17 protein-coding genes are annotated in these 18,633 nt (G+C 58.8%); 3 read left to right on the top strand and 14 right to left on the bottom strand.

The window, feature by feature from the left end; all coding sequences use genetic code 11:
- Positions 1 to 33 precede the first annotated feature (33 nt).
- From AT6N2_RS05330 to rpoZ, 10 genes are all read right to left on the bottom strand, one after another.
- Entirely contained in the window at positions 34 to 411 is a 378-nt protein-coding gene (locus AT6N2_RS05330; RefSeq protein ID WP_209089063.1) for a response regulator, read from the bottom strand.
- A 135-nt stretch (positions 412 to 546) separates the two neighbouring features.
- Entirely contained in the window at positions 547 to 1,299 is a 753-nt protein-coding gene (locus tag AT6N2_RS05335; RefSeq protein WP_209089066.1) for a Crp/Fnr family transcriptional regulator, read from the bottom strand.
- A 147-nt stretch (positions 1,300 to 1,446) separates the two neighbouring features.
- On the bottom strand, positions 1,447 to 2,397 hold the full coding sequence (era, locus tag AT6N2_RS05340) for a GTPase Era (RefSeq protein WP_209089067.1): 951 nt from the start codon (positions 2,395 to 2,397) through the stop codon (positions 1,447 to 1,449).
- A gap of 82 nt (positions 2,398 to 2,479) precedes the next feature.
- Positions 2,480 to 3,193: a ribonuclease III gene (rnc, locus tag AT6N2_RS05345; protein ID WP_209089070.1), complete on the bottom strand. Its 714-nt coding sequence runs from the start codon at positions 3,191 to 3,193 to the stop codon at positions 2,480 to 2,482.
- Positions 3,190 to 3,936: a signal peptidase I gene (gene lepB / locus AT6N2_RS05350; protein WP_006311536.1), complete on the bottom strand. Its 747-nt coding sequence runs from the start codon at positions 3,934 to 3,936 to the stop codon at positions 3,190 to 3,192. The genes rnc and lepB overlap by 4 nt, the downstream gene beginning before the upstream one ends.
- A gap of 206 nt (positions 3,937 to 4,142) precedes the next feature.
- Positions 4,143 to 4,547, bottom strand: a complete 405-nt coding sequence (acpS, locus tag AT6N2_RS05355; RefSeq protein ID WP_144575087.1) for a holo-ACP synthase — start codon at positions 4,545 to 4,547, stop codon at positions 4,143 to 4,145.
- Complete coding sequence (locus AT6N2_RS05360) at positions 4,544 to 5,122, bottom strand: DUF2062 domain-containing protein (protein ID WP_063951020.1); 579 nt, start codon at positions 5,120 to 5,122, stop codon at positions 4,544 to 4,546. Before AT6N2_RS05360 ends, acpS begins: the two co-directional genes overlap by 4 nt.
- 441 nt (positions 5,123 to 5,563) lie before the next feature.
- On the bottom strand, positions 5,564 to 5,710 hold the full coding sequence (locus AT6N2_RS05365; RefSeq protein WP_162180472.1) for a DUF3563 domain-containing protein: 147 nt from the start codon (positions 5,708 to 5,710) through the stop codon (positions 5,564 to 5,566).
- Between the two features lie 197 nt (positions 5,711 to 5,907).
- A complete protein-coding gene (locus AT6N2_RS05370; protein WP_063951018.1) occupies positions 5,908 to 8,142 on the bottom strand; it encodes a RelA/SpoT family protein in 2,235 nt (744 codons plus the stop codon).
- Between the two features lie 132 nt (positions 8,143 to 8,274).
- Positions 8,275 to 8,664 carry a DNA-directed RNA polymerase subunit omega gene (rpoZ, locus tag AT6N2_RS05375; RefSeq protein ID WP_063951017.1) on the bottom strand — a complete coding sequence of 130 codons (390 nt, stop codon included), beginning with the start codon at positions 8,662 to 8,664 and terminating at the stop codon, positions 8,275 to 8,277.
- Positions 8,665 to 9,057: 393 nt separating this feature from the next.
- On the opposite strand from rpoZ, the gene AT6N2_RS05380 reads away from it, so the two are divergent.
- Positions 9,058 to 9,627: an NYN domain-containing protein gene (locus AT6N2_RS05380; RefSeq protein WP_063951016.1), complete on the top strand. Its 570-nt coding sequence runs from the start codon at positions 9,058 to 9,060 to the stop codon at positions 9,625 to 9,627.
- A 216-nt stretch (positions 9,628 to 9,843) separates the two neighbouring features.
- Complete coding sequence (locus AT6N2_RS05385; RefSeq protein WP_209089072.1) at positions 9,844 to 11,343, top strand: methyl-accepting chemotaxis protein; 1,500 nt, start codon at positions 9,844 to 9,846, stop codon at positions 11,341 to 11,343.
- A 184-nt stretch (positions 11,344 to 11,527) separates the two neighbouring features.
- Here AT6N2_RS05385 and smpB read toward each other — a convergent pair whose 3' ends face one another.
- Together smpB and dapA are read right to left on the bottom strand one after the other, a co-directional pair.
- Positions 11,528 to 11,986 (bottom strand): SsrA-binding protein SmpB, encoded by a 459-nt coding sequence (smpB, locus tag AT6N2_RS05390; protein ID WP_209089075.1) that lies wholly within the window; start codon positions 11,984 to 11,986, stop codon positions 11,528 to 11,530.
- A gap of 246 nt (positions 11,987 to 12,232) precedes the next feature.
- Complete coding sequence (gene dapA, locus AT6N2_RS05395; RefSeq protein WP_144575099.1) at positions 12,233 to 13,117, bottom strand: 4-hydroxy-tetrahydrodipicolinate synthase; 885 nt, start codon at positions 13,115 to 13,117, stop codon at positions 12,233 to 12,235.
- Between the two features lie 361 nt (positions 13,118 to 13,478).
- Here dapA and AT6N2_RS05400 point away from each other — a divergent pair, with 361 nt between their 5' ends.
- A complete protein-coding gene (locus AT6N2_RS05400; protein ID WP_209089078.1) occupies positions 13,479 to 15,551 on the top strand; it encodes a lytic transglycosylase domain-containing protein in 2,073 nt (690 codons plus the stop codon).
- Positions 15,552 to 15,809: 258 nt separating this feature from the next.
- On the opposite strand, the gene AT6N2_RS05405 is transcribed toward AT6N2_RS05400, so the two are convergent.
- Together AT6N2_RS05405 and AT6N2_RS05410 are read right to left on the bottom strand one after the other, a co-directional pair.
- Entirely contained in the window at positions 15,810 to 16,862 is a 1,053-nt protein-coding gene (locus tag AT6N2_RS05405; RefSeq protein ID WP_063951012.1) for a porin, read from the bottom strand.
- 490 nt (positions 16,863 to 17,352) lie between these two features.
- Positions 17,353 to 18,444 carry a porin gene (locus AT6N2_RS05410; protein ID WP_063951011.1) on the bottom strand — a complete coding sequence of 364 codons (1,092 nt, stop codon included), beginning with the start codon at positions 18,442 to 18,444 and terminating at the stop codon, positions 17,353 to 17,355.
- Between the last annotated feature and the right edge of the window lie 189 nt (positions 18,445 to 18,633).

Consider the following 18,633-nt stretch of genomic DNA (forward strand, 5'->3'; position numbering starts at 1 on the left):
CAAGCCAATCATACCCGATCTGGCGTCGAAACGTTATTCTTTTACGGCCCTCTCGCGCGCACCGACGAGGTCAAGGACAAAATCGATCACGTCGTTTTCCCCAAACGGCTTGCCGAGCAAGGGGGCCTCAACGAGATCATCCGGAAAACCGGTCGTGTCGCCGTAACCGCTGACAAAACCGAAGGGAATGCCCTGACTGCCAAGCCTGCGGGCGAAATCATAGCTCTTGCCGTCTGAAAGGCTGACGTCGAGCAACACGCAATCGGCGCCATTGTCTTCGACTGCCTGTTTGGCCTGAGCAAGCGTGGTCGCGATGACGACGGTTTCCACGCCCATGGACTGGAGAACCGCTTCAACATCGAGCGCCACCAGATATTCATCCTCAACGATGATAACCCGTTGTGGCACCATAGTTTCTTCATCCTAATGACGAGACCGCCTAGCCGTGCGCCGCGGTCTCCAACAATGATTCTCCCGTGAGATATCGCCTCAGCAGTCGCAAATTGCGACCTGACCGTCATTTAAAAAAGACATGTCGTACAACAATCAGATGAACGGGCGTGGCCGCTTTTCGTCGTTTTCCCAGCCGGCAACGTGGCTCAAACCCGCATCGTCCAGCACCAAGCAGCCTTTGTCCGTCCAGCGGATGAGATCGCGATCAACCAGCTTTCTCAGCGTCTTGTTGGTGTGCACGATCGAAAGGCCGAGCGTATCGGCGACATGCTGCTGCGTGACGGGAATGGGGGTCTGACCCGGAAGCAGGTTTGCGGCCTTTGCCTTTCGATACAGGAAGGCGATGAGATAGGCGGCGCGCTCAATGGCGGTGCGACGCCCGATGCTCAGCAGGTGGTTGTCGAGCATGCGTTCTTCGCTCGCCGCAATCCATGTGAGGTCAAAGGCAAGTGTCGGGTGATCGGTGAAGAGATTGTTGAGCCGCGAACGCTCGAAGACGCAGAGCGTGACCGGCGACAGCGCTTCGACGGAATGCTCCATCTCGCCCATCACCGTTCCCTGCAGACCGACGAGATCACCCGGCATGACGTAATTGAGGATCTGCCTGCGCCCGTCTTCCAGGGTCTTGTAACGGAAGGCCCAGCCTTCAAGGACCGTATAAAGATGGGCGCTGTGGGAGCCTTCCATCAGGATGACGGAGCCGCTTTCCACGGCGAGCTCCCCGGTCTTGAAACGGGAGACGAAATCCAGCTCCGGCGGGGAGAAATCCCGGAAATGCGGCAAGTCGCGCAGCGGACATTGCTGACAGGGCGTGGTCGAAATGCCGTTCGGTCTCTTTGGCGACATGAATATCCATCATGAAAAAGGTTGCGCCCAATTGTTTTTGGAACAACCCGTTCCAGGGATATTCAGTTCCCACCAGGGAATGAAGATATTCTCATAGCTTTCCGCCCCGCTTCGGCACCAATGACCGAAACGAGGCAGCAACGCGGATCAGCCGCGCGGGAATTCCAGGCCCATCTCGCGGAAACGCTCGGGATCATCGCCCCAGTTCTCGCGCACTTTCACGAACAGGAAGAGGTGAACCGGCTGCTCGAGAATTTCAGACAGCTCCTTGCGCGAGGCGGTGGAGATGGCCTTGATCGCATCGCCGTTCTTGCCAAGCGCGATCTTCTTCTGGCTGTCGCGCTCGACATAGATCACCTGCTCGATGCGCACCGAGCCGTCCTTGCGCTCTTCCCACTTCTCCGTCTCGACATGCGAAGCGTAGGGCAGTTCCTGATGCAGGCGCAGAAAGAGCTTCTCGCGGGTGATTTCGGCGGCGAGCTGGCGCATCGGCAGGTCGGAAATCTGATCTTCCGGATAATACCATGGCCCTTCCGGCAACTTGGTGGCGAGATAGTTCATCAGGTCTTCACAGCCCGAACCGTTGGTCGCCGAGATCATGAAGGTGCGGTCGAAGGCAACCGTCTCGTTGGCCGCGGCAGCAAGCTTGAGGAGATCTTCGCGCTTCACCTGGTCGATCTTGTTGAGACAGAGGATTTTTTTCTGCGGGACATCCTTCAGACCTTCGAGAATGGTCTCCGCATCGCCCTTCAGCCCGCGTTCGCTGTCGATCAGCAGCAGGATGAGATCGGCATCCTTCGCGCCGCCCCAGGCGGAGGTGACCATGGCGCGGTCCAGCCGGCGGCGCGGTTTGAAGATACCGGGGGTGTCCATGAACACGATCTGGGCGTTGTCGTGAATGGCGATGCCGCGCATGACCGCACGCGTCGTCTGCACCTTGTGGCTAACGATCGAGACCTTGGCGCCCACCAGCCGGTTGACCAGCGTCGACTTGCCGGCATTGGTTGGACCAATGAGGGCAACGAAGCCGGAGCGGGTCGGAAGGGCATTGTCTTCGCCCGTCGGGGCGTGGTTTTCGTGATCGGTCATGGTATCCATTCAAGGTCAGAGGTATTCAACATGCGGCCAGAGGGCTCGCCATGCGCTTGATAGTCAGCTGCCGTCGCCGGCCCGCCCAGTTTCAGGTGAGGCTTTTCTGCCAGACGCCTTCGCGTTCCAGCAATCTGGTTGCCGCCACCTGCTCGGCCGCGCGCTTGGAGCGCTCGACGCCAGTTTCCGGCTTCACGCCGGGAATTTCAACAGTCACCGTAAAGCGGGGATCGTGATCCGGTCCGGAGCGATCGTCAACCCGGTAGGAGGGTGTGACCGCAAACTTTGCGTGCGCCCATTCCTGCAGTTCGGTCTTGGCATCACGCCGCCCGGCATCCGCGCTTGTGGCGCGGCCCTGCCAGTATTTCAGGATAAACTTGCGCGACGCATCCAGCCCGCCATCCAGATAGATGGTCGCAATCAGGCTTTCCACGACATCGGCACGGACGTTGAGCATTGCCTTGCCGGTGAGTTTTTTGACATCGGATCCGGTGCGGATGAAATTATGAAGGCCCATCTCGTCCGCGATCGACGCGCAGGATTCGGCACTGACCAGCTGGTTCAGCCGCACCGACAATTCGCCCTCGGTGGCGTTGCGGAAAAGAGAGAACAGCAGTTCGGCAACACAGAGACCGAGAACGCGATCGCCCAGAAACTCCAGCCGCTCATAATTCCCGGCAGAGGCAGAGCGGGCACTGGCATGGGTCAGGGCCCGGTCCAGCCGGGCCTTTTCCTTAAATTCATATCCGATCAACGCTTCCAGACGGGAAATCTCGTCCGTGGAAAGCGGCTTGGTCTTGCTCATCCCACAACCTTGAACAGGCGGTCCCAACGCATGTTGGCCGGCCATTCCCAAATGCGGCTGAATGGCGTGTCGTTGCCCAGCGAGAAGAAGATGACACTGGCGCGGCCGATCAGGTTTTCTTCCGGTACGAAACCGACGTCGAAACGGCTGTCGAGCGAATTGTCGCGGTTGTCGCCCATCATGAAATAATGGCCTTCAGGGACCACGAATTCGCGGGTGTTGTCACCGCGGGAATCGGGAGACTGGTCAAGCGTGTCGTAGGTGACGCCGTTGTCGAGCGTTTCGCGGAACACAGGGACGTTGGTGCCGGGATCGGCGCGGTAATCGGACGTGAAGGTGCCATCGGGCTGCTTCGGCACCGGCTGGCCATTGATGAACAGCACGCCGTTCGTCACCTGCACGCGGTCACCGGGTAAGCCGACCAGGCGCTTGATGTAGTCCACTTCAGGATTGGGTGGCAGGCGGAAGACCACGACATCGCCGCGCTTCGGCTTGCTGAATTCGAGGATGCGGCCGGAGAAAAGATTGGGCGAAAATGGCAGCGAATATTTCGAATAGCCGTAGGAGAACTTGTTGACGAACAGATAGTCCCCCACCAGCAGCGTCGGCATCATCGAACCCGAGGGGATCGTGAAGGGCTGAAAAAGCACGGTGCGGATGACCATGGCCAGCAGCAGCGCCTGAATGATGACCTTGACGTTCTCCCAGAGGGCGTTCTGCTTCTTTTCAGCTTTTTCCGACACTTATAGACCTGCCTGATTGTTTCCCGGCTCCTTCGATCTCAGAAGCTCCCGGGCCGTTGCTTATCGCGCCTTGGGCGGGTGATGCTGTGTCACGCGGCCGCCAACGCTTTCATATTTCTGCGACTTCTCTAGAACCTTTCCAGCCCGAAGGGAAGCGCTTCTGTCACACGCCCGCAAATAGAGCGCCATTATGGCGGGGGAGCGCCTCAGTCGTTCACGGGAAGCGCCTCGATAATCACGAAAGCCTGAGCGTAAGGAAAGTCGTCCGTGATGGTCAGATGGATGCTGGCGCGGTGGCCGGCAGGCAGCATCGCCGCCAGCCTTTCCCCTGCCCCGTTGGTCAGGATCATCGTCGGCTTGCCGCCCGGCAGGTTGACAACGCCCATGTCCCTCCAGAAGACGCCGTTGGCAAGCCCGGTCCCGAGCGCCTTGGAGCAGGCTTCCTTGGCGGCAAAACGCTTGGCGTAGGAGGCCGCGCGGTTCTTCCGGCCATCGGATTTTGCACGCTCGATATCAGTGAAACAGCGATGGGTGAAACGCTCGCCAAAGCGCTCGATCGATTTTTCGACGCGGCGGATGTCGATCAGGTCGCTGCCTAATCCAATGATCATTTCAACATCTCCAGGGAAGCGTTTTTATTGGCGGCGCGCAGCGCGAGGTTTTCCACTTTGCGCCGCTGGAAACCGCTGACGAGGCCATGGACGGCGACGTAAGCCACAACGGCGCTGATGGCGGCGGGAAGTATCGCGCCGACTGTCATGGGTTCCAGCACCGGCGTCCAGATCTGCCGGAATTCGAGGTGGCTGAACAGCGCGACAAAATCTACATGCCCGGCGCTCTCTGCCGACTTTCGCCCGAGAATGACATGACCGAGCTCCCAGGTGGATGCCCAGATGAACGGAAATGTCAGTGGATTGGCGAACGTCGTGCCGAGCGCGGCGGCCACGAGGTTGACGCGCAGGAGGAAGCCGAGCGCCATGGCGATGATGATGTGTACGCCGAGAAACGGTGTCCAGGCAACGGCAATGCCGATGGCGACGCCGGCGGCAATCGAATGCGGTGAAGCGGAAAGCCTCAGCAGGCGCAGCTTCATATAGCGCAGGGAACGGGAAAAGCCCGTTCGCGGCCAGAACAGGTCGCGAATCTTCTCTGAAAAACCAACGGGTTCACGGCGGCGAAACGGCATGAGGGCAGTCTATTTCATCGCCCCGGCCGCGCCAAGAGCATCGTAGACGACGCAGGGATTTCTTTTGCAGGTATATTCTCCGCGTCCGTCATTCCGGCCTTGAGCCGGTATCCAGCCGACGTGCGTCTGCGCGGCGAGAAGACTCTTTCCAGCCCAAGGACTTGGGCTGGCTGGATGCCGGATCAAGTCTGGCATGACGGGACGCGGAATGTCACGAATACCGTGAATATCGAGCCTTCGATATCAGTCCCCATTTGATGTCGTCTATTGCGACGGGGAACTGAACCGGGATTTTTTGCGGCGTATTGGTCAACCAGTTTGGGACAACCGCCTGTAGCGCGCATTCACACAGTTTTGCAGGATTACAGGGGCGAGCGTGCCAACGGCCATGCCCCTCCTAGTCTCATACGCATGGCAAGTAGCTGCCATGCGCTGAGTGCATTACCGGCGGAACAGGCCGCGGTCGATTTCGCGCTGGCGGAACTCGAGGTCGACATTCGATACCGAGGCGCTGAGATATTCGAATTCGCGTTCCTGCGTGGTCTTGCCGCGAACGGCGCGGGCGATCTTGCGAAGCGGAGTAAACATGATTTTCGGTCCTTTCGGTTTGGAACTGGCGTTTCTCATCGGTGTAAATCCACCGGCTCGCCGCGTTTCCGTCTCTTCAATTTCTGAGGAGAAGATAGTTGAAACCCGCGTTAACCACCAGAGACAGGAAAAGGCCGCTGCCATGCATTTAACGCATAGCAACGGCCCTTTGCCTCTTGCGAAGGATCAAAAATGCCTCAATCGAAGGCACGCGTCACTGTTGACACGCAGTCTAGATCTTTCAACTGCGACAGAAGCTGGTTCAGCTGCCGGAGATCCCAGACCTCCACATCCAGCGCCAGCTCGGAGAAGTCAGTACCGATGCGGACCATGTTGAGGCCGCGGATGTTGACGTCGAGCGTCGCGATCGACTGCGCGACCGAGGCGAGCGTGCCTGGTTCGTTGAGCGCATTGATCATCACCCGCGCCATGAAGCGCGACTTGTTCGCCTCATCAAGGTCCCAGCGCACATCGATCCAACGTTCCGGCTCGTCATCGAAGCGTTGCAGCGCCGGCGCCTGGATCGGATAGATGGTGATGCCCTTGCCTTTTTCCATGATACCCACGATGCGGTCCCCCGGAACGGCGCCGGCAGCACTGAAGTGCACGTCGAGATTGCCGGAGAGGCCGCGGATCGGCAAAGGATCGGGTCCATCCAGCATTTCAGCCGCACCGTCATCTTCCAGCACCGAGCGCGACTTGCCGGGAATCTTGAAGACCATGCCGGAGGCGCTGCGCATGTTGAACCAGCCGTCGTCGCCGGTCATCTTCACGGTCACGCGCTCATCCTGATAATCCGGGAAGACCGCACGCAGCACATCGAGCGAGGAGACTTCGCCGCGGCCGACGGCTGCGATGGCGTCTTCGACATCCTTCTGCGCCAGACGATGCAGCACCGGCTTCAGGGCGTCGCGCGAGAAGGTCTTGCCGGCACGCTCGAAGGTGCGCTCCAGAATACGATAGCCGAGGCCGGAGTACTGCTTGCGGATCGCCATGCGGGTGGCGCGGCGGATGGCCGAACGCGCCTTGCCCGTCACCACCACCTCTTCCCAAGCCGCGGGCGGCACCTGCACGCCCGAGCGGATGATTTCGACTTCGTCACCGTTGTTGAGCCGCGTGACAAGCGGCATGATCCGGCCGTTGATCTTGGCGCCGACAGTGGTGTCGCCGATATTGGTGTGAACCGCATAGGCGAAATCGATCGGGGTCGCGCCGCGCGGCAGCGCGATCAGCTTGCCCTTGGGCGTAAAGCAGAAGACCTGATCCTGGAAAAGTTCGAGCTTGGTGTGCTCCAGGAATTCTTCCGGGCTATCGCCCTCTGCGAGCGATTCGATGGTGTGGCGCAGCCAGGAATAGGCGTTCGATTCCTTGGAGAGAAGATCGCCCTCTCCGCTCTCGCCATCCTTGTAAAGCGCATGGGCGGCGATGCCGAATTCGGCAATCTCATGCATGCGCTTGGTGCGGATCTGCAGCTCGATACGCTGACGCGAGGGACCAACGATCGTGGTGTGGATAGAGCGATAGTCGTTCTGCTTCGGTGTCGAGATGTAGTCCTTGAACCGGCCGGGCACCACGCGCCAGCGGGTATGAACGACGCCCAGCGCCCGGTAACACGACGGTATATCGTCAACGAGGATGCGGAACCCGTAAACATCGGACAGTTGCTCGAAGGAAAGCGACTTCGACTGCATCTTTCGAAACACCGAGTACGGCTTCTTCTGCCGGCCCTTGACGCCAGCACCGATCAGGCCATTGGCTACAAGAAGTTCGCGCAGCTCGTCCTCGATTTTCTTAATCAGGCCTTCGTTGCGCGTTTCCAGTTCCTGCAGCCGTTTCGTCACCGTCCCGTAGGCTTCCGGGTTCAGATAGCGAAAGGACAGGTCCTCAAGCTCGTCGCGCATGTCCTGCATGCCCATGCGGCCGGCGAGCGGCGCATAGATTTCCATCGTCTCTTCGGAAATGCGGCTGCGCTTGTCCGCCGGCATGTATTCCATGGTGCGCATATTGTGCAGGCGGTCGGCCAGCTTGACCAGGAGAACACGAACGTCATCGGAAATGGCAAGCAGCAGCTTGCGCAGGTTCTCTGCCTGCTTGGCCTTGCGGGTGACGAGATCGAGCTTCTTGAGCTTGGTCAGGCCTTCGACCAGCCTCCCAATATCCTCACCGAAAAGCTCGTCGATTTCGGCGCGGGTGGCGGTCGTATCCTCGATCGTGTCGTGCAGCAGGGCAACTGCAATCGTGGACTCGTCAAGGTGCATCTCAGTGAGGATCGCGGCAACTTCCAGCGGATGCGAGATGTAGGGGTCGCCATTGGCCCGCTTTTGCTGACCATGTTTCTGCATCGCGTAAACATAGGCCTTGTTCAGCAGGGCCTCATTCGCATCCGGTTTATATTTTTGAACCCGTTCAACGAGTTCGTATTGCCGCATCATGCAATATTCCACAAAAAGAAAGCGCGCCAACCTAGGGGTCGGCGCACAATGCTGCATCAATAGGGATCAGATTATGACGGCAACTATTGACAGACGGTAACCACCGCCTGCCAAAGGCATCATAAAACCGGATCAATAATCGTCATTTTTTTCCGGCGGCACAAGGCCTTCGATACCGGCCAGCAGTTCTTCTTCCGACATCTGGTCGAACGTAACGGTTTCCGGCTGGTCGTCGTCTTCGCTGTCGGCAGATGCGGCTGCAAGCGTGACCGGATCGGGCTCGGGCTCGTCCACTTCCACATGCTTCTGCAGCGAGTGGATGAGATCTTCCTTCAGATCGTCAGGAGACAAAGTCTCGTCAGCGATTTCGCGCAGGGCGACGACGGGGTTCTTGTCGTTGTCGCGGTCGATCGTGATCGAGGAGCCCTGCGAAATCTGGCGTGCACGGTGGCTGGCCAGAAGCACCAGTTCGAAACGGTTGTCTACTTTATCAATGCAATCTTCAACTGTGACGCGGGCCATTGCCTGTCCTTTATGGGTCGTAATGTCGTGGATCAGAGCGCCGTGCAGATGGAGCGATGCACCGGCTATGCCCTAACCTATTGAATCTGCGCCTCGTGCCTGTTCAAAAAACACCGATGGTTTTTTGTGACGACGCTTTCCAGCCTCCGATACAGCCATTGGCCGCGGAATTCAAGTTTTTCCTGTATTTGGCGTCTGCTGGCACCTTATCCCCCATGTTTGGCGCCTGTTGGACAGAATGTCCAGAAGAATTGTCTTGGAATAAGGGGGAAGGTAGCTTACTTAAAACGCAACGGCGGCACGCAAAGCGCGTTGATGCGACATGTTTTTTGGCGTTACCGACCGGATATAAAAGCCAGATAATGGCCTTTCCAAAAAAAGGAATTGAATGGAATGTTCGATCCACGGGAAAAAATTGCGCTCTTTATAGATGGAGCCAATCTTTATGCTGCATCGAAAAGCCTGGGATTCGATATCGACTACCGCAAGCTTCTGAAGGCGTTTCAAAAGCGTGGATATCTTCTGCGCGCCTATTATTACACTGCCTTGATCGAGGATCAGGAGTATTCCTCGATCCGCCCGCTGATCGACTGGCTAGACTATAATGGTTACAAGGTTGTGACGAAGCCGGCGAAGGAATTCACCGACGCGCTGGGTCGCCGCAAGATCAAGGGCAACATGGACATCGAATTGGCAGTCGATGCGATGGAACAGTCCGAAACCGTCGACCATCTGGTGCTGTTCTCGGGCGACGGCGATTTCACCACGCTGGTGGACGCGCTGCAGCGCAAGGGCCGAAAGGTATCCGTGGTTTCGACCATGGCCACGCAGCCAGCCATGATAGCCGACGATCTGCGTCGCCAGGCTGACCACTTTATCGATCTGATGACGCTGAAGGCAGAAATCGGCCGCGACCCGGCCGAGCGCCCGGTCCGTCACGCCGAAGGCCCGGAAACGGTCTGACGCCGGCTTGAAAGCTGCTTTTCATAAAAACGCGTCCGTTGAGAAACGGGCGCGTTTTTGTTTGAGCCGCGACCGGCAAGGTAAAAAAGTCCCTTTAGAATTAACAAAGATCAATTACCGACAGTTGAAATTATATCTTGGTTAATTTTAGACGTGTCTAAATCACGCAAAGGCACCAAACACATGATTTGGGGTGCCACAGCAGGATGACGAGACATGACAGGCCAAGCAAAAGTTGACAGACAACTTGATGAAAGACTGAATTTCCTGGGGCTTGGCCATGTCGAGCGGCAAAACCTCTCCGACATGAAGGCCGTCATCACCGGCTCGCTTGATGCCTCTCTCGATCGCTTTTATGTGAAAGCTCGTTCCGTCCCTGACACGGCGAAGTTCTTTTCCAGCGACGCGCATGTACAGCACGCCAAGGGCATGCAGCTGAAGCACTGGGAAAGAATTGCATCCGGCACCTTCAACGACGATTACACCAATGCCGTTACCGCCATTGGTCGCACCCATGCGAGACTGGGACTGGAGCCGCGCTGGTATATCGGCGGTTATGCGCTGATGCTCGACGGCATCGTCAAGGCAGTGATCGACTCCGAGCTCAAAGGCTTTTTCGTGGAGAAGAAGGCCCGAAAGGTCAAGGATGCCCTGTCCGCCACCATCAAGGCCGCATTGCTCGACATGGATTACTCCATCTCCGTTTACCTTGACGTGCTGGCGGCCGAACGCCAGAAGGTCGAGGCTGAGCAGGCGCAGATGAAGAAGGAGCAGGAGCATGTTCTGGCACTGCTGAACAACGCCCTCGACAAGCTGGCCAATGGCGATCTCACCGCGAATATCAGCGAAAATACAGCCCCGCAATTTGAAGGGCTGATCGCCAATTTCAACGCGGCAGCCGGCAATCTCTCCGAGGCGTTTTCGCAGATCGTCGACGAGGCCAACAAGATTTCCGGCAATACCCGCGAGTTGACCTCTGCCACCGACGACATGGCGCGGCGCACGGAGCAGCAGGCGGCCGCATTGGAGGAAACCGCCGCAGCCGTTGAGCAGATCACCACCATCTCCAAGCTTTCCGCGCAGCGCTCCGAAGAAGCAAGGGCCATCGTCGAAAGCTCGGCCATTGAGGCTGCACGCTCGCGAGATGTGGTAACCGATGCCGTCAAGGCCATGGGCGCGATCGAGGAATCCTCGCAGAAGATTACCCAGATCATTTCGGTGATCGACGAAATCTCGTTCCAGACCAACCTTCTGGCGTTGAACGCAGGCGTGGAAGCGGCCCGCGCAGGTGAGGCCGGCAAGGGATTTGCCGTGGTTGCACAGGAGGTGCGCGAACTCGCGCAACGCTCAGCCACCGCCGCCAAGGAAATCAAGACCCTCATCGCCAAATCCTCCGACGATGTGATGCAGGGCGTGTCGCTCGTCAACAAGACAGGCGAGTCGCTCAACACGATCGGCAACAAGGTTGACCATATTCAGGAACATATCGTGTCGCTGACAAAAGCGGCGCAGGAACAGTCCGTCGGCATCCAGGAAATCAACGCCGCCATCAACAGCATGGACAATCTGACCCAGAAAAATGCCGCCATGGTGGAAGAGACTAATGCGGCGACGCATAATCTCAGCGATGTCAGCGCCAATCTGGCGGCGCTCGTCAGCCGGTTCAGCGTTTCGGCAACGCGCGCACATGTGGAGCGGGCCTATCGGGCCGCTTGAGCGAGTGCAAGACTGGATTCACCCGGTCATCCCGGCCTGAGCCGGGATCCATCCAGCCCAAGTCCTTGGGCTGAAGGGGCTCTTCTCACAGCGCTGACGCGCTGTAACTGGACGCCGGATCAAGTCCGGCGTGACGCAGGAGCATGCTGCGAGAGGCGGCACGCCTTGCCAAACTGGCCGAGACTTAGGCCGCCCCACCCTTCAGCAACCGCGATTTCTGCCGGTTCCAGTCGCGTTCCTTCTCGGTCTCGCGCTTGTCGTGCAACTTCTTGCCCTTGGCGAGCGCCAGTTCCAGCTTTGCGCGGCCCTTGTCGTTGAAGTAGATCTTCAAGGGCACCAGCGTCATGCCTTCGCGATTGATGCCGGCGCGCAGGCGGTTGATCTCGCGCTTGTTCAGCAGCAATTTCCGGCGGCGGCGCGGCTCATGGTTGAAGCGGTTGGCCTGCAGATATTCCGGCAGATGGGAATTGATGAGCCAGATTTCATCGCCCTCGTCCGAGGCATAGGATTCGGCAATATTCGCCTTGCCTTCGCGCAGCGACTTGACCTCGGTGCCGGTCAGCACCAGTCCTGCCTCATAGGTGTCGACGATTTCGTAGTTGAACCGGGCCTTGCGGTTTTCCGCAACGATCTTGTTCACCACGCGCTGGCTGCCTCTGGGGCCATGATGTTTTAATCCCTTGTTTTTCTTATTGCGCCCGGGGCGGAATGCCGGGCGCGGTTCTCGAGATGTCGTTGTTGTTTTCGAGCCTATCTTTGTCCCAAAACCGGTGGCCACGTTTCGGAGACATGCACTATCTAATATCCCTGCCGCAAAAAGAAAAGGCGCGCCGGACGGCTTCTGCTGCGAAGCGGACCATGGCGCACCCTCAGGCTTTTCAGACCCGGCTCAGTTCATCAGGCCGGCATGCTTCAGCGCCGCGTCGATCGCCGCTTCCGTCACCGGTTCCAGCGTGCTCATCAGAGGCGAACGCACCCGGCGATTGCCGCCGCGGGTCTTCGAAAGCGCGTATTTCGTGCCGCAGACGCCCGGTTCCATGAAGATGGCCTTGTGCAGGGGCATCAGGCGATCCTGGTAATCAAGCGCCTTGGCATAGTCCCCTGCCAGCATCGCCGCCTGGAATTCCGAACACAGACGCGGCGCGACATTGGCCGTGACCGAAATGCAACCGACGCCGCCGTGGGCGTTAAATCCGAGCGCAGTGCCATCCTCGCCAGAAAGCTGGATGAATTCCTTGCCGCAGGAAATGCGCTGCTCGGAGACGCGGTCGAGCTTGCCGGTCGCGTCCTTCACGCCGACGATGTTCTTATGCGCCTTGACCAGCGCGCCCATCGTTTCCGGCGACATATCGACCACGGAACGCGGCGGGATGTTGTAAATCACGATCGGCAGCTTCACCGCTTCGGCGACGGCCGAGAAATGTGCAAACAGGCCCTTCTGGGTCGGCTTGTTGTAATAGGGCGTCACCACCAGCAGCGCATCCGCGCCAGCTTCCTGCGCATGCAGGGCAAGCTCGATTGCCTCATCCGTATTGTTGGAGCCAGCGCCCGCAATAACCGGAACCCGTTTCGCCGCTACCTCAATGCACAGCTCAACGACACGTTTGTGCTCGTCATGGGAGAGGGTTGGAGATTCCCCCGTTGTGCCAACAGGCACAAGTCCGTTGCTGCCTTCGGCGATCTGCCATTCCACATGGGCGGCGAATGCCTGTTCGTCCACAGCGCCATTGTCCGTGAACGGGGTAATGAGGGCGGGAATTGATCCCTTGAACATGCAAAGCTCCTGGCGCCGAGCCGGTTCATGCTTCGGCCGCATTCGATGGTTAAAACCGGCTCACATTAGAGCCAGCCCTTGACGCCGACAAGCGCTAAGGCAGCGTATTTTGCCCTAAAATGTCGGAAGTGTGACAGGCTTACGACCCCGACCGGCGCATGGAAATAGCTGCGGCTAAAAAGGGACGCCGCTCGCGGGCCGGTGAATAAAAGTTGATTGAATTGCAAGGCGGAAATTAAGATTTCATTAAGCCTGAAATCCCAAGATTCCCATGCGGGACATCAGCCGTATCCGGCAATTCCGCTGCAATGAGGCAGTATCACAGGAAAGTCGACAGATCCGTCACACGATGAAGAGCGGCATGAAGAAGACAGTCTGGGGATTGATGGCGGCGGGGCTTGCCGCAACCGTGTGGAACGCACTGGCCGGACCGCTGCCGGAAGGTACGGCCCCGCTTCCCTATGTCAAGCCGAATGCGCCGACCGTGCCGGCCTTCATGCCCGCCTCCCCCGAGGTCACCGGCGCGATACCCCGGCTGAACCGCCCGGATGACACCAGCCAGTTGAAGGCCGGGCTCGACGCGCTTTCCAGCCGGGATGCTGCGCGCGCGATTGCGCTCCGGAACGCCATGCCGACGGGCAGTCTTGATCGCCATATCCTGACCTGGGCAATTGCCGTTTCTGGCCAGCGGGATGTATCCTCCGCCGAGATTGCCACGGCCCAGCGAGACCTTATTGGCTGGCCCGGTGCGGCGACCCTGCGCGCCAATTCCGAAAAAGCGCTCTACCGTGAAGACCCGCCCGCCTCTCAGGTGCTTGCGGCCTTCGGCAACAGCCGGCCGGAAACTGCCGAGGGGAGCGTGGCGCTTGCCAAGGCGCTTGCTGCGACTGGCAAAATCTCCGAATCTCAGGCCCTCATCCGCCAGCTTTGGGTGACCGAGGGCATGGACAAGGACATGGAAGACCGTGTGCTTGCCACGTTTCCCACCTATCTGACGCCCGCCGACCACAAGGCGCGCATGGACTATCTGATGTATCGCAGCCGGATCAGCCAGGCGAAGCGTTTCGGCGACCTCGGCAAGGCGCAGTCGCTCTACAACGCCTGGGCCGCCGTCCTGCAGCGATCCGCGAATGCCACGGTCTTGCTGGGCAAAGTCGACACCTCCTGGCGCAATGACCCTACCTATCTCTTCGCGCGCATCGAGAACCTGCGCAACCAGCAGAAATACCCTGAAGCTGCCGTGCTTTTGCGCCAGGCACCGAAGGACACGGCAAAACTCGTCAATCCCGGTGAATGGTGGAACGAGCGACGTATCATTGCGCGTGGCGTCGCCGATCTCGGTGATTTTGCTGAAGCGTACCGCATTGTCGCCAACCATTCCGCCACCTCCCCCGTCGATATTGCCGATGCGGAGTTCCATGCCGGTTGGTATGCGCTCAGAGCGTTGCGCGATCCGGCGGCGGCCTCGCGCCACTTCAATGCGCTGCTGCAGACCTCGAACCGGCCGCTCTCGGCATCACGCGCCTACTATTGGCTCGGACGCACGGCGGAAGCCGGTGGACCGGGCAATGCGAAGGACTTCTTCACCAAAGCGGCGGCTCATCCCGGCACATTTTATGGCCAGCTGGCTGCGGCGCGGATAGGCACGAAGACGCTCAACGTCACCTATCCAAGCCCAAGCAACGGCGACCGGGAACGCTTTGCCGGCCGCGAAGCCGTGCGCGCCATCGACCGCCTTGAGGCCGCCGGCTACGCTTGGCGGGCCGACAGCCTGTATCGCTCGCTTGCCGAGCAGCTCGACAGCCCCGGCGAACTTGCCATTCTGGCAGCGCGGGCGGAAGGTAACGGCAATCATCAGGTTTCGCTGCAAATCGGCAAGACCGCCTTCAGCCGCGGCATCGATGCGGCCGCCCTTGCCTATCCGCTTGGCGTCATTCCCGCCAGCGCCAATATTGCCGCCTCCGGCAAGGCGCTTGCCTATGCCATTGCGCGCCAGGAAAGCGCCTTCAACCCTGCTGCCGTCTCCCCCGCAAATGCGCGCGGCCTGCTGCAACTGCTGCCCGGCACCGCCAAGGGCGTGGCAGGCCGCCACGGCTTGCCCTACACCCCCGCCATGTTGACGAGCGATGCCGGCTACAACGCCACGCTCGGCGCGCATTATCTCGGCGAACAGATCGACAGCTTCGGCGGATCCTACATCCTCACCTTCATCGCCTATAATGCAGGTCCGAAGCGCGTGCCGGAATGGATCGCCCGCTACGGCGACCCGCGCGGCAAGCCGATCGACGACGTGGTCGACTGGATCGAGCGCATCCCCTTCCCCGAAACGCGCAACTATGTGCAGCGTGTGATGGAGAATTACCAGGTCTATAAGACAAGGCTTGGCCAGCAATCCGACATCGTCGATGACCTGCGCCATGGGCGGGCGGGATAAAGCACGTCCCATTTAGACGGATCAGCAGACCCGCTGAATCTCCCTGTGTTGACACGGTCTCAAGCCACAATAAACACGACGCACTTCTATCGGAAAGCGCTCTTCAGTCGCCTAACGCTCATCCCCGGAGACGGTCAAGCATCGGCTCGACGCAGCTTTGGGCTTTTGCGTGCAAAGCGCTTCTCATCGCCGAGGGCATCAAACGAAAAACCCCGGCATTTCTGCCGGGGTTTCCATCACTGACAAAGTCAGATCAGATTAGAACGAACGCTGAAGGCGAACGAAACCGGTCCAGCTGTCGCCGGTCGGACCGTCGACGTCCTGGTAGTTCGCAGCAACCTTGGCAGCGAAGCCGTCGGTGATCTTGTAGTCAACCGTCAGACCAGCGCGCCATGCGTCGTTGTTGCCGGTGAAATCACCATCGGGAGCGATATCGATCGTGCCGAGATACTGAGCGCCGGGAGTGATCGTCAGACGATCGGTAGCCTTGATGGCGTACTCGGCAGCAACTGCCCATTCAGACTCTTCGTAGTAGAAGTTCGCGCCGGATGCCCAAACGCCTGCGAGACCGAAGGTGCCAGGACCGATTTCAGCCGTGACGATTGCACGGATCGCGCCATTTTCCTGGTCCGTATCGTAGGAGCCGAGCAGGTTGGCAGTAACCGCGCCGAACTTGGCACCGATGATGCCGCTGACGCCAACATTGTTCGGACCTTCATAAACGCCGCCCTTGACAACGCCGATGTTCGAGGTCACGTCGCGGGTGGAGTCAAGCTCTTCAACGCTCAGGCCTGCATAGAAGGAACCAGCGTCGTAGGTGTAACGGATAGCGTTACCGCGGGTCGTGTTCGAAGACAGGACGTCCGTTTCGCCGGAGAGATCGTCATCCCACCAGGTGTACATGTTACCGACCTTCAGGCCGCCGAGTTCGATGAAAGCCTGGTCAACGAAAACGCTGGAACCAGAAGCAGAGCCGTTGTCAGCGTTGCCACGGAAGCCGATGAAGCCACGCAGAGCGCCGAGCTCGGTGTCGGTGCGGGTGTCAACTTCAAACTGAGCGCGCGTGAAGGAGTTCCAGTCAGACGTACCCTTGGCATCACGGCCGAAGTCGGTTTGGAAACGGATGTAACCCCCGAACTTCAGGCAGGTTTCGGTGCCGGGGATGTAGAAGAAGCCGGTGCCGAAAGCGTCGCAAACGCGAACGTATTCCAGGGGCTCAGGCTCAGCAGCGACGATCGCGTCGGCAGCGTGAGCGCCAGATACTGCTGCGAGAGCTGCAGCGGAGCCGATGAGAAGGCTCTTGATGTTCATGATTGACCTCCAGTCAAACGCTTAATGAGCTAAGCAGCGGGTGGGAGACACAAATTAGTGTGTGCCGCTTATGGAGCTGATTAGAGCGAAAACCCGCTGAATCGGCAATCTCAATCGTGACGAAAGGAAGACACTAAGGTGTCCTTAGTTTTGCATTGTTGCGAAATAGCTACAAATCTAACGAACGACCGCAATTCTTAATAGATCGTTAATTATCATTTTCCTTCAATAACTTAGCGCGCAGGCTGCGGTCGCGGCTCCACCGACCAACGTCGTTCGGATTTTCACCCGCTTGTCCAGCTCGCCACATTGTGCGCCGCGAGAACGCCTCTTGAAGGCAGGTGTGCGGTGATTCGGTAGCGCTCTACGGCAACAGACGAATCGCCGCTTCGTCCATCGGAACGACGATCCCTCTGCAACCACTATTCTCGACAACAAAAAACCCCGGCATTTCTGCCGGGGTTTCCGTCACTGACAAAGTCAGATCAGATTAGAACGAACGCTGCAGGCGAACGAAACCGTTCCAGGAGTCGTCACGCTCGTCTTCGTCAAAGTAGTTAGCAGCGATCTTAGCGGAGAGGCCTTCGGTGATCTTGTAGTCAACCGTCAGACCAGCCTGCCATGCATCGCGGTTCGAGAAGTCGTCGCCGCGACGGATCGTGCCGCCGGAGATTGCAGTGCCGAGACCGGAAGCGTTTACGCCGTCAGCAACGTTGCCGAACCACTGAGCGCCGGGGGTGATCGTCAGACGATCGGTAGCCTTGATGGCGTACTCAGCTGCAACAGCCCATTCAGACTGGTTGTAGTAAGCGTTGCCGCCGGAAGCCCAAACACCAGCCAGGCCGAGCGTGCCCGGGCCGAGGTCGGCAGTTGCGATCAGACGCAGAGCGCCTTCTTCCTGGTCGGTGTCATAACCACCGATGAACTGCAGCGAAGCGCCGCCGAGCTTTGCACCGATACCAGCAGAAACGCCAACGTTGTTGTCAGGCTCCTGGGTAGCAAAACCGAATTCGTCTACGCGGAAGATACCAGCGTTGGAGCCTTCGAGTTCGTCAACCGAAACGCCAACCCAGAACGAACCGGCGTCGTAGGTGTAACGAATGGAGTTGAACAGGGTGTTGTTCGCGAGAACGTCGGTTTCGCCAGAGAGACCATCGTCCCACCAGTTGTAGAACTTACCGACCTTCAGGCCGCCGAGTTCGATGAAAGCCTGGTCAACGAAAACGCTGGAACCAGCAGCGGTGCCGTTGTCAGCATTGCCACGGAAGCCGATGAAGCCACGCAGAGCGCCGAGCTCGGTGTCGGTGCGGGTGTCAACTTCGAACTGAGCGCGCGTGAAGGTGTTCCAGTCGGAAGTGCCCTTCTTGTCACGGCCGAAGTCGGTCTGGAAACGAACGTAGCCCTGGAACTTCAGGCAGGTTTCGGTGCCGGGGATGTAGAAGAAGCCGGTGCCGAAAGCGTCGCAAACGCGAACGTATTCCAGGGGCTCAGGCTCAGCAGCGACGATAGCGTCGGCAGCGTGAGCGCCGGAAACTGCTGCGAGAGCCGCAGCGGAGCCGATGAGAAGGCTCTTGATGTTCATGGTTGACCTCCAGTCAAAGTTTTTAAATGGGTCTGGGTACTTTCGCCGAAGGACAGCATTCCCTGCCCCATTCCCGTGTTCTTAGAAGCCAAACGATCCACCGCCTCGCTTCTGGTGGTGAAAATACAAAACGTTTCGCCGCTTGCAATCGCCAACATCCGATAAAGCGCATTTACGTATATGCTTCAT

Source organism: Agrobacterium tumefaciens, assembly GCF_017726655.1.
Classification (GTDB): domain Bacteria; phylum Pseudomonadota; class Alphaproteobacteria; order Rhizobiales; family Rhizobiaceae; genus Agrobacterium; species Agrobacterium tumefaciens_B.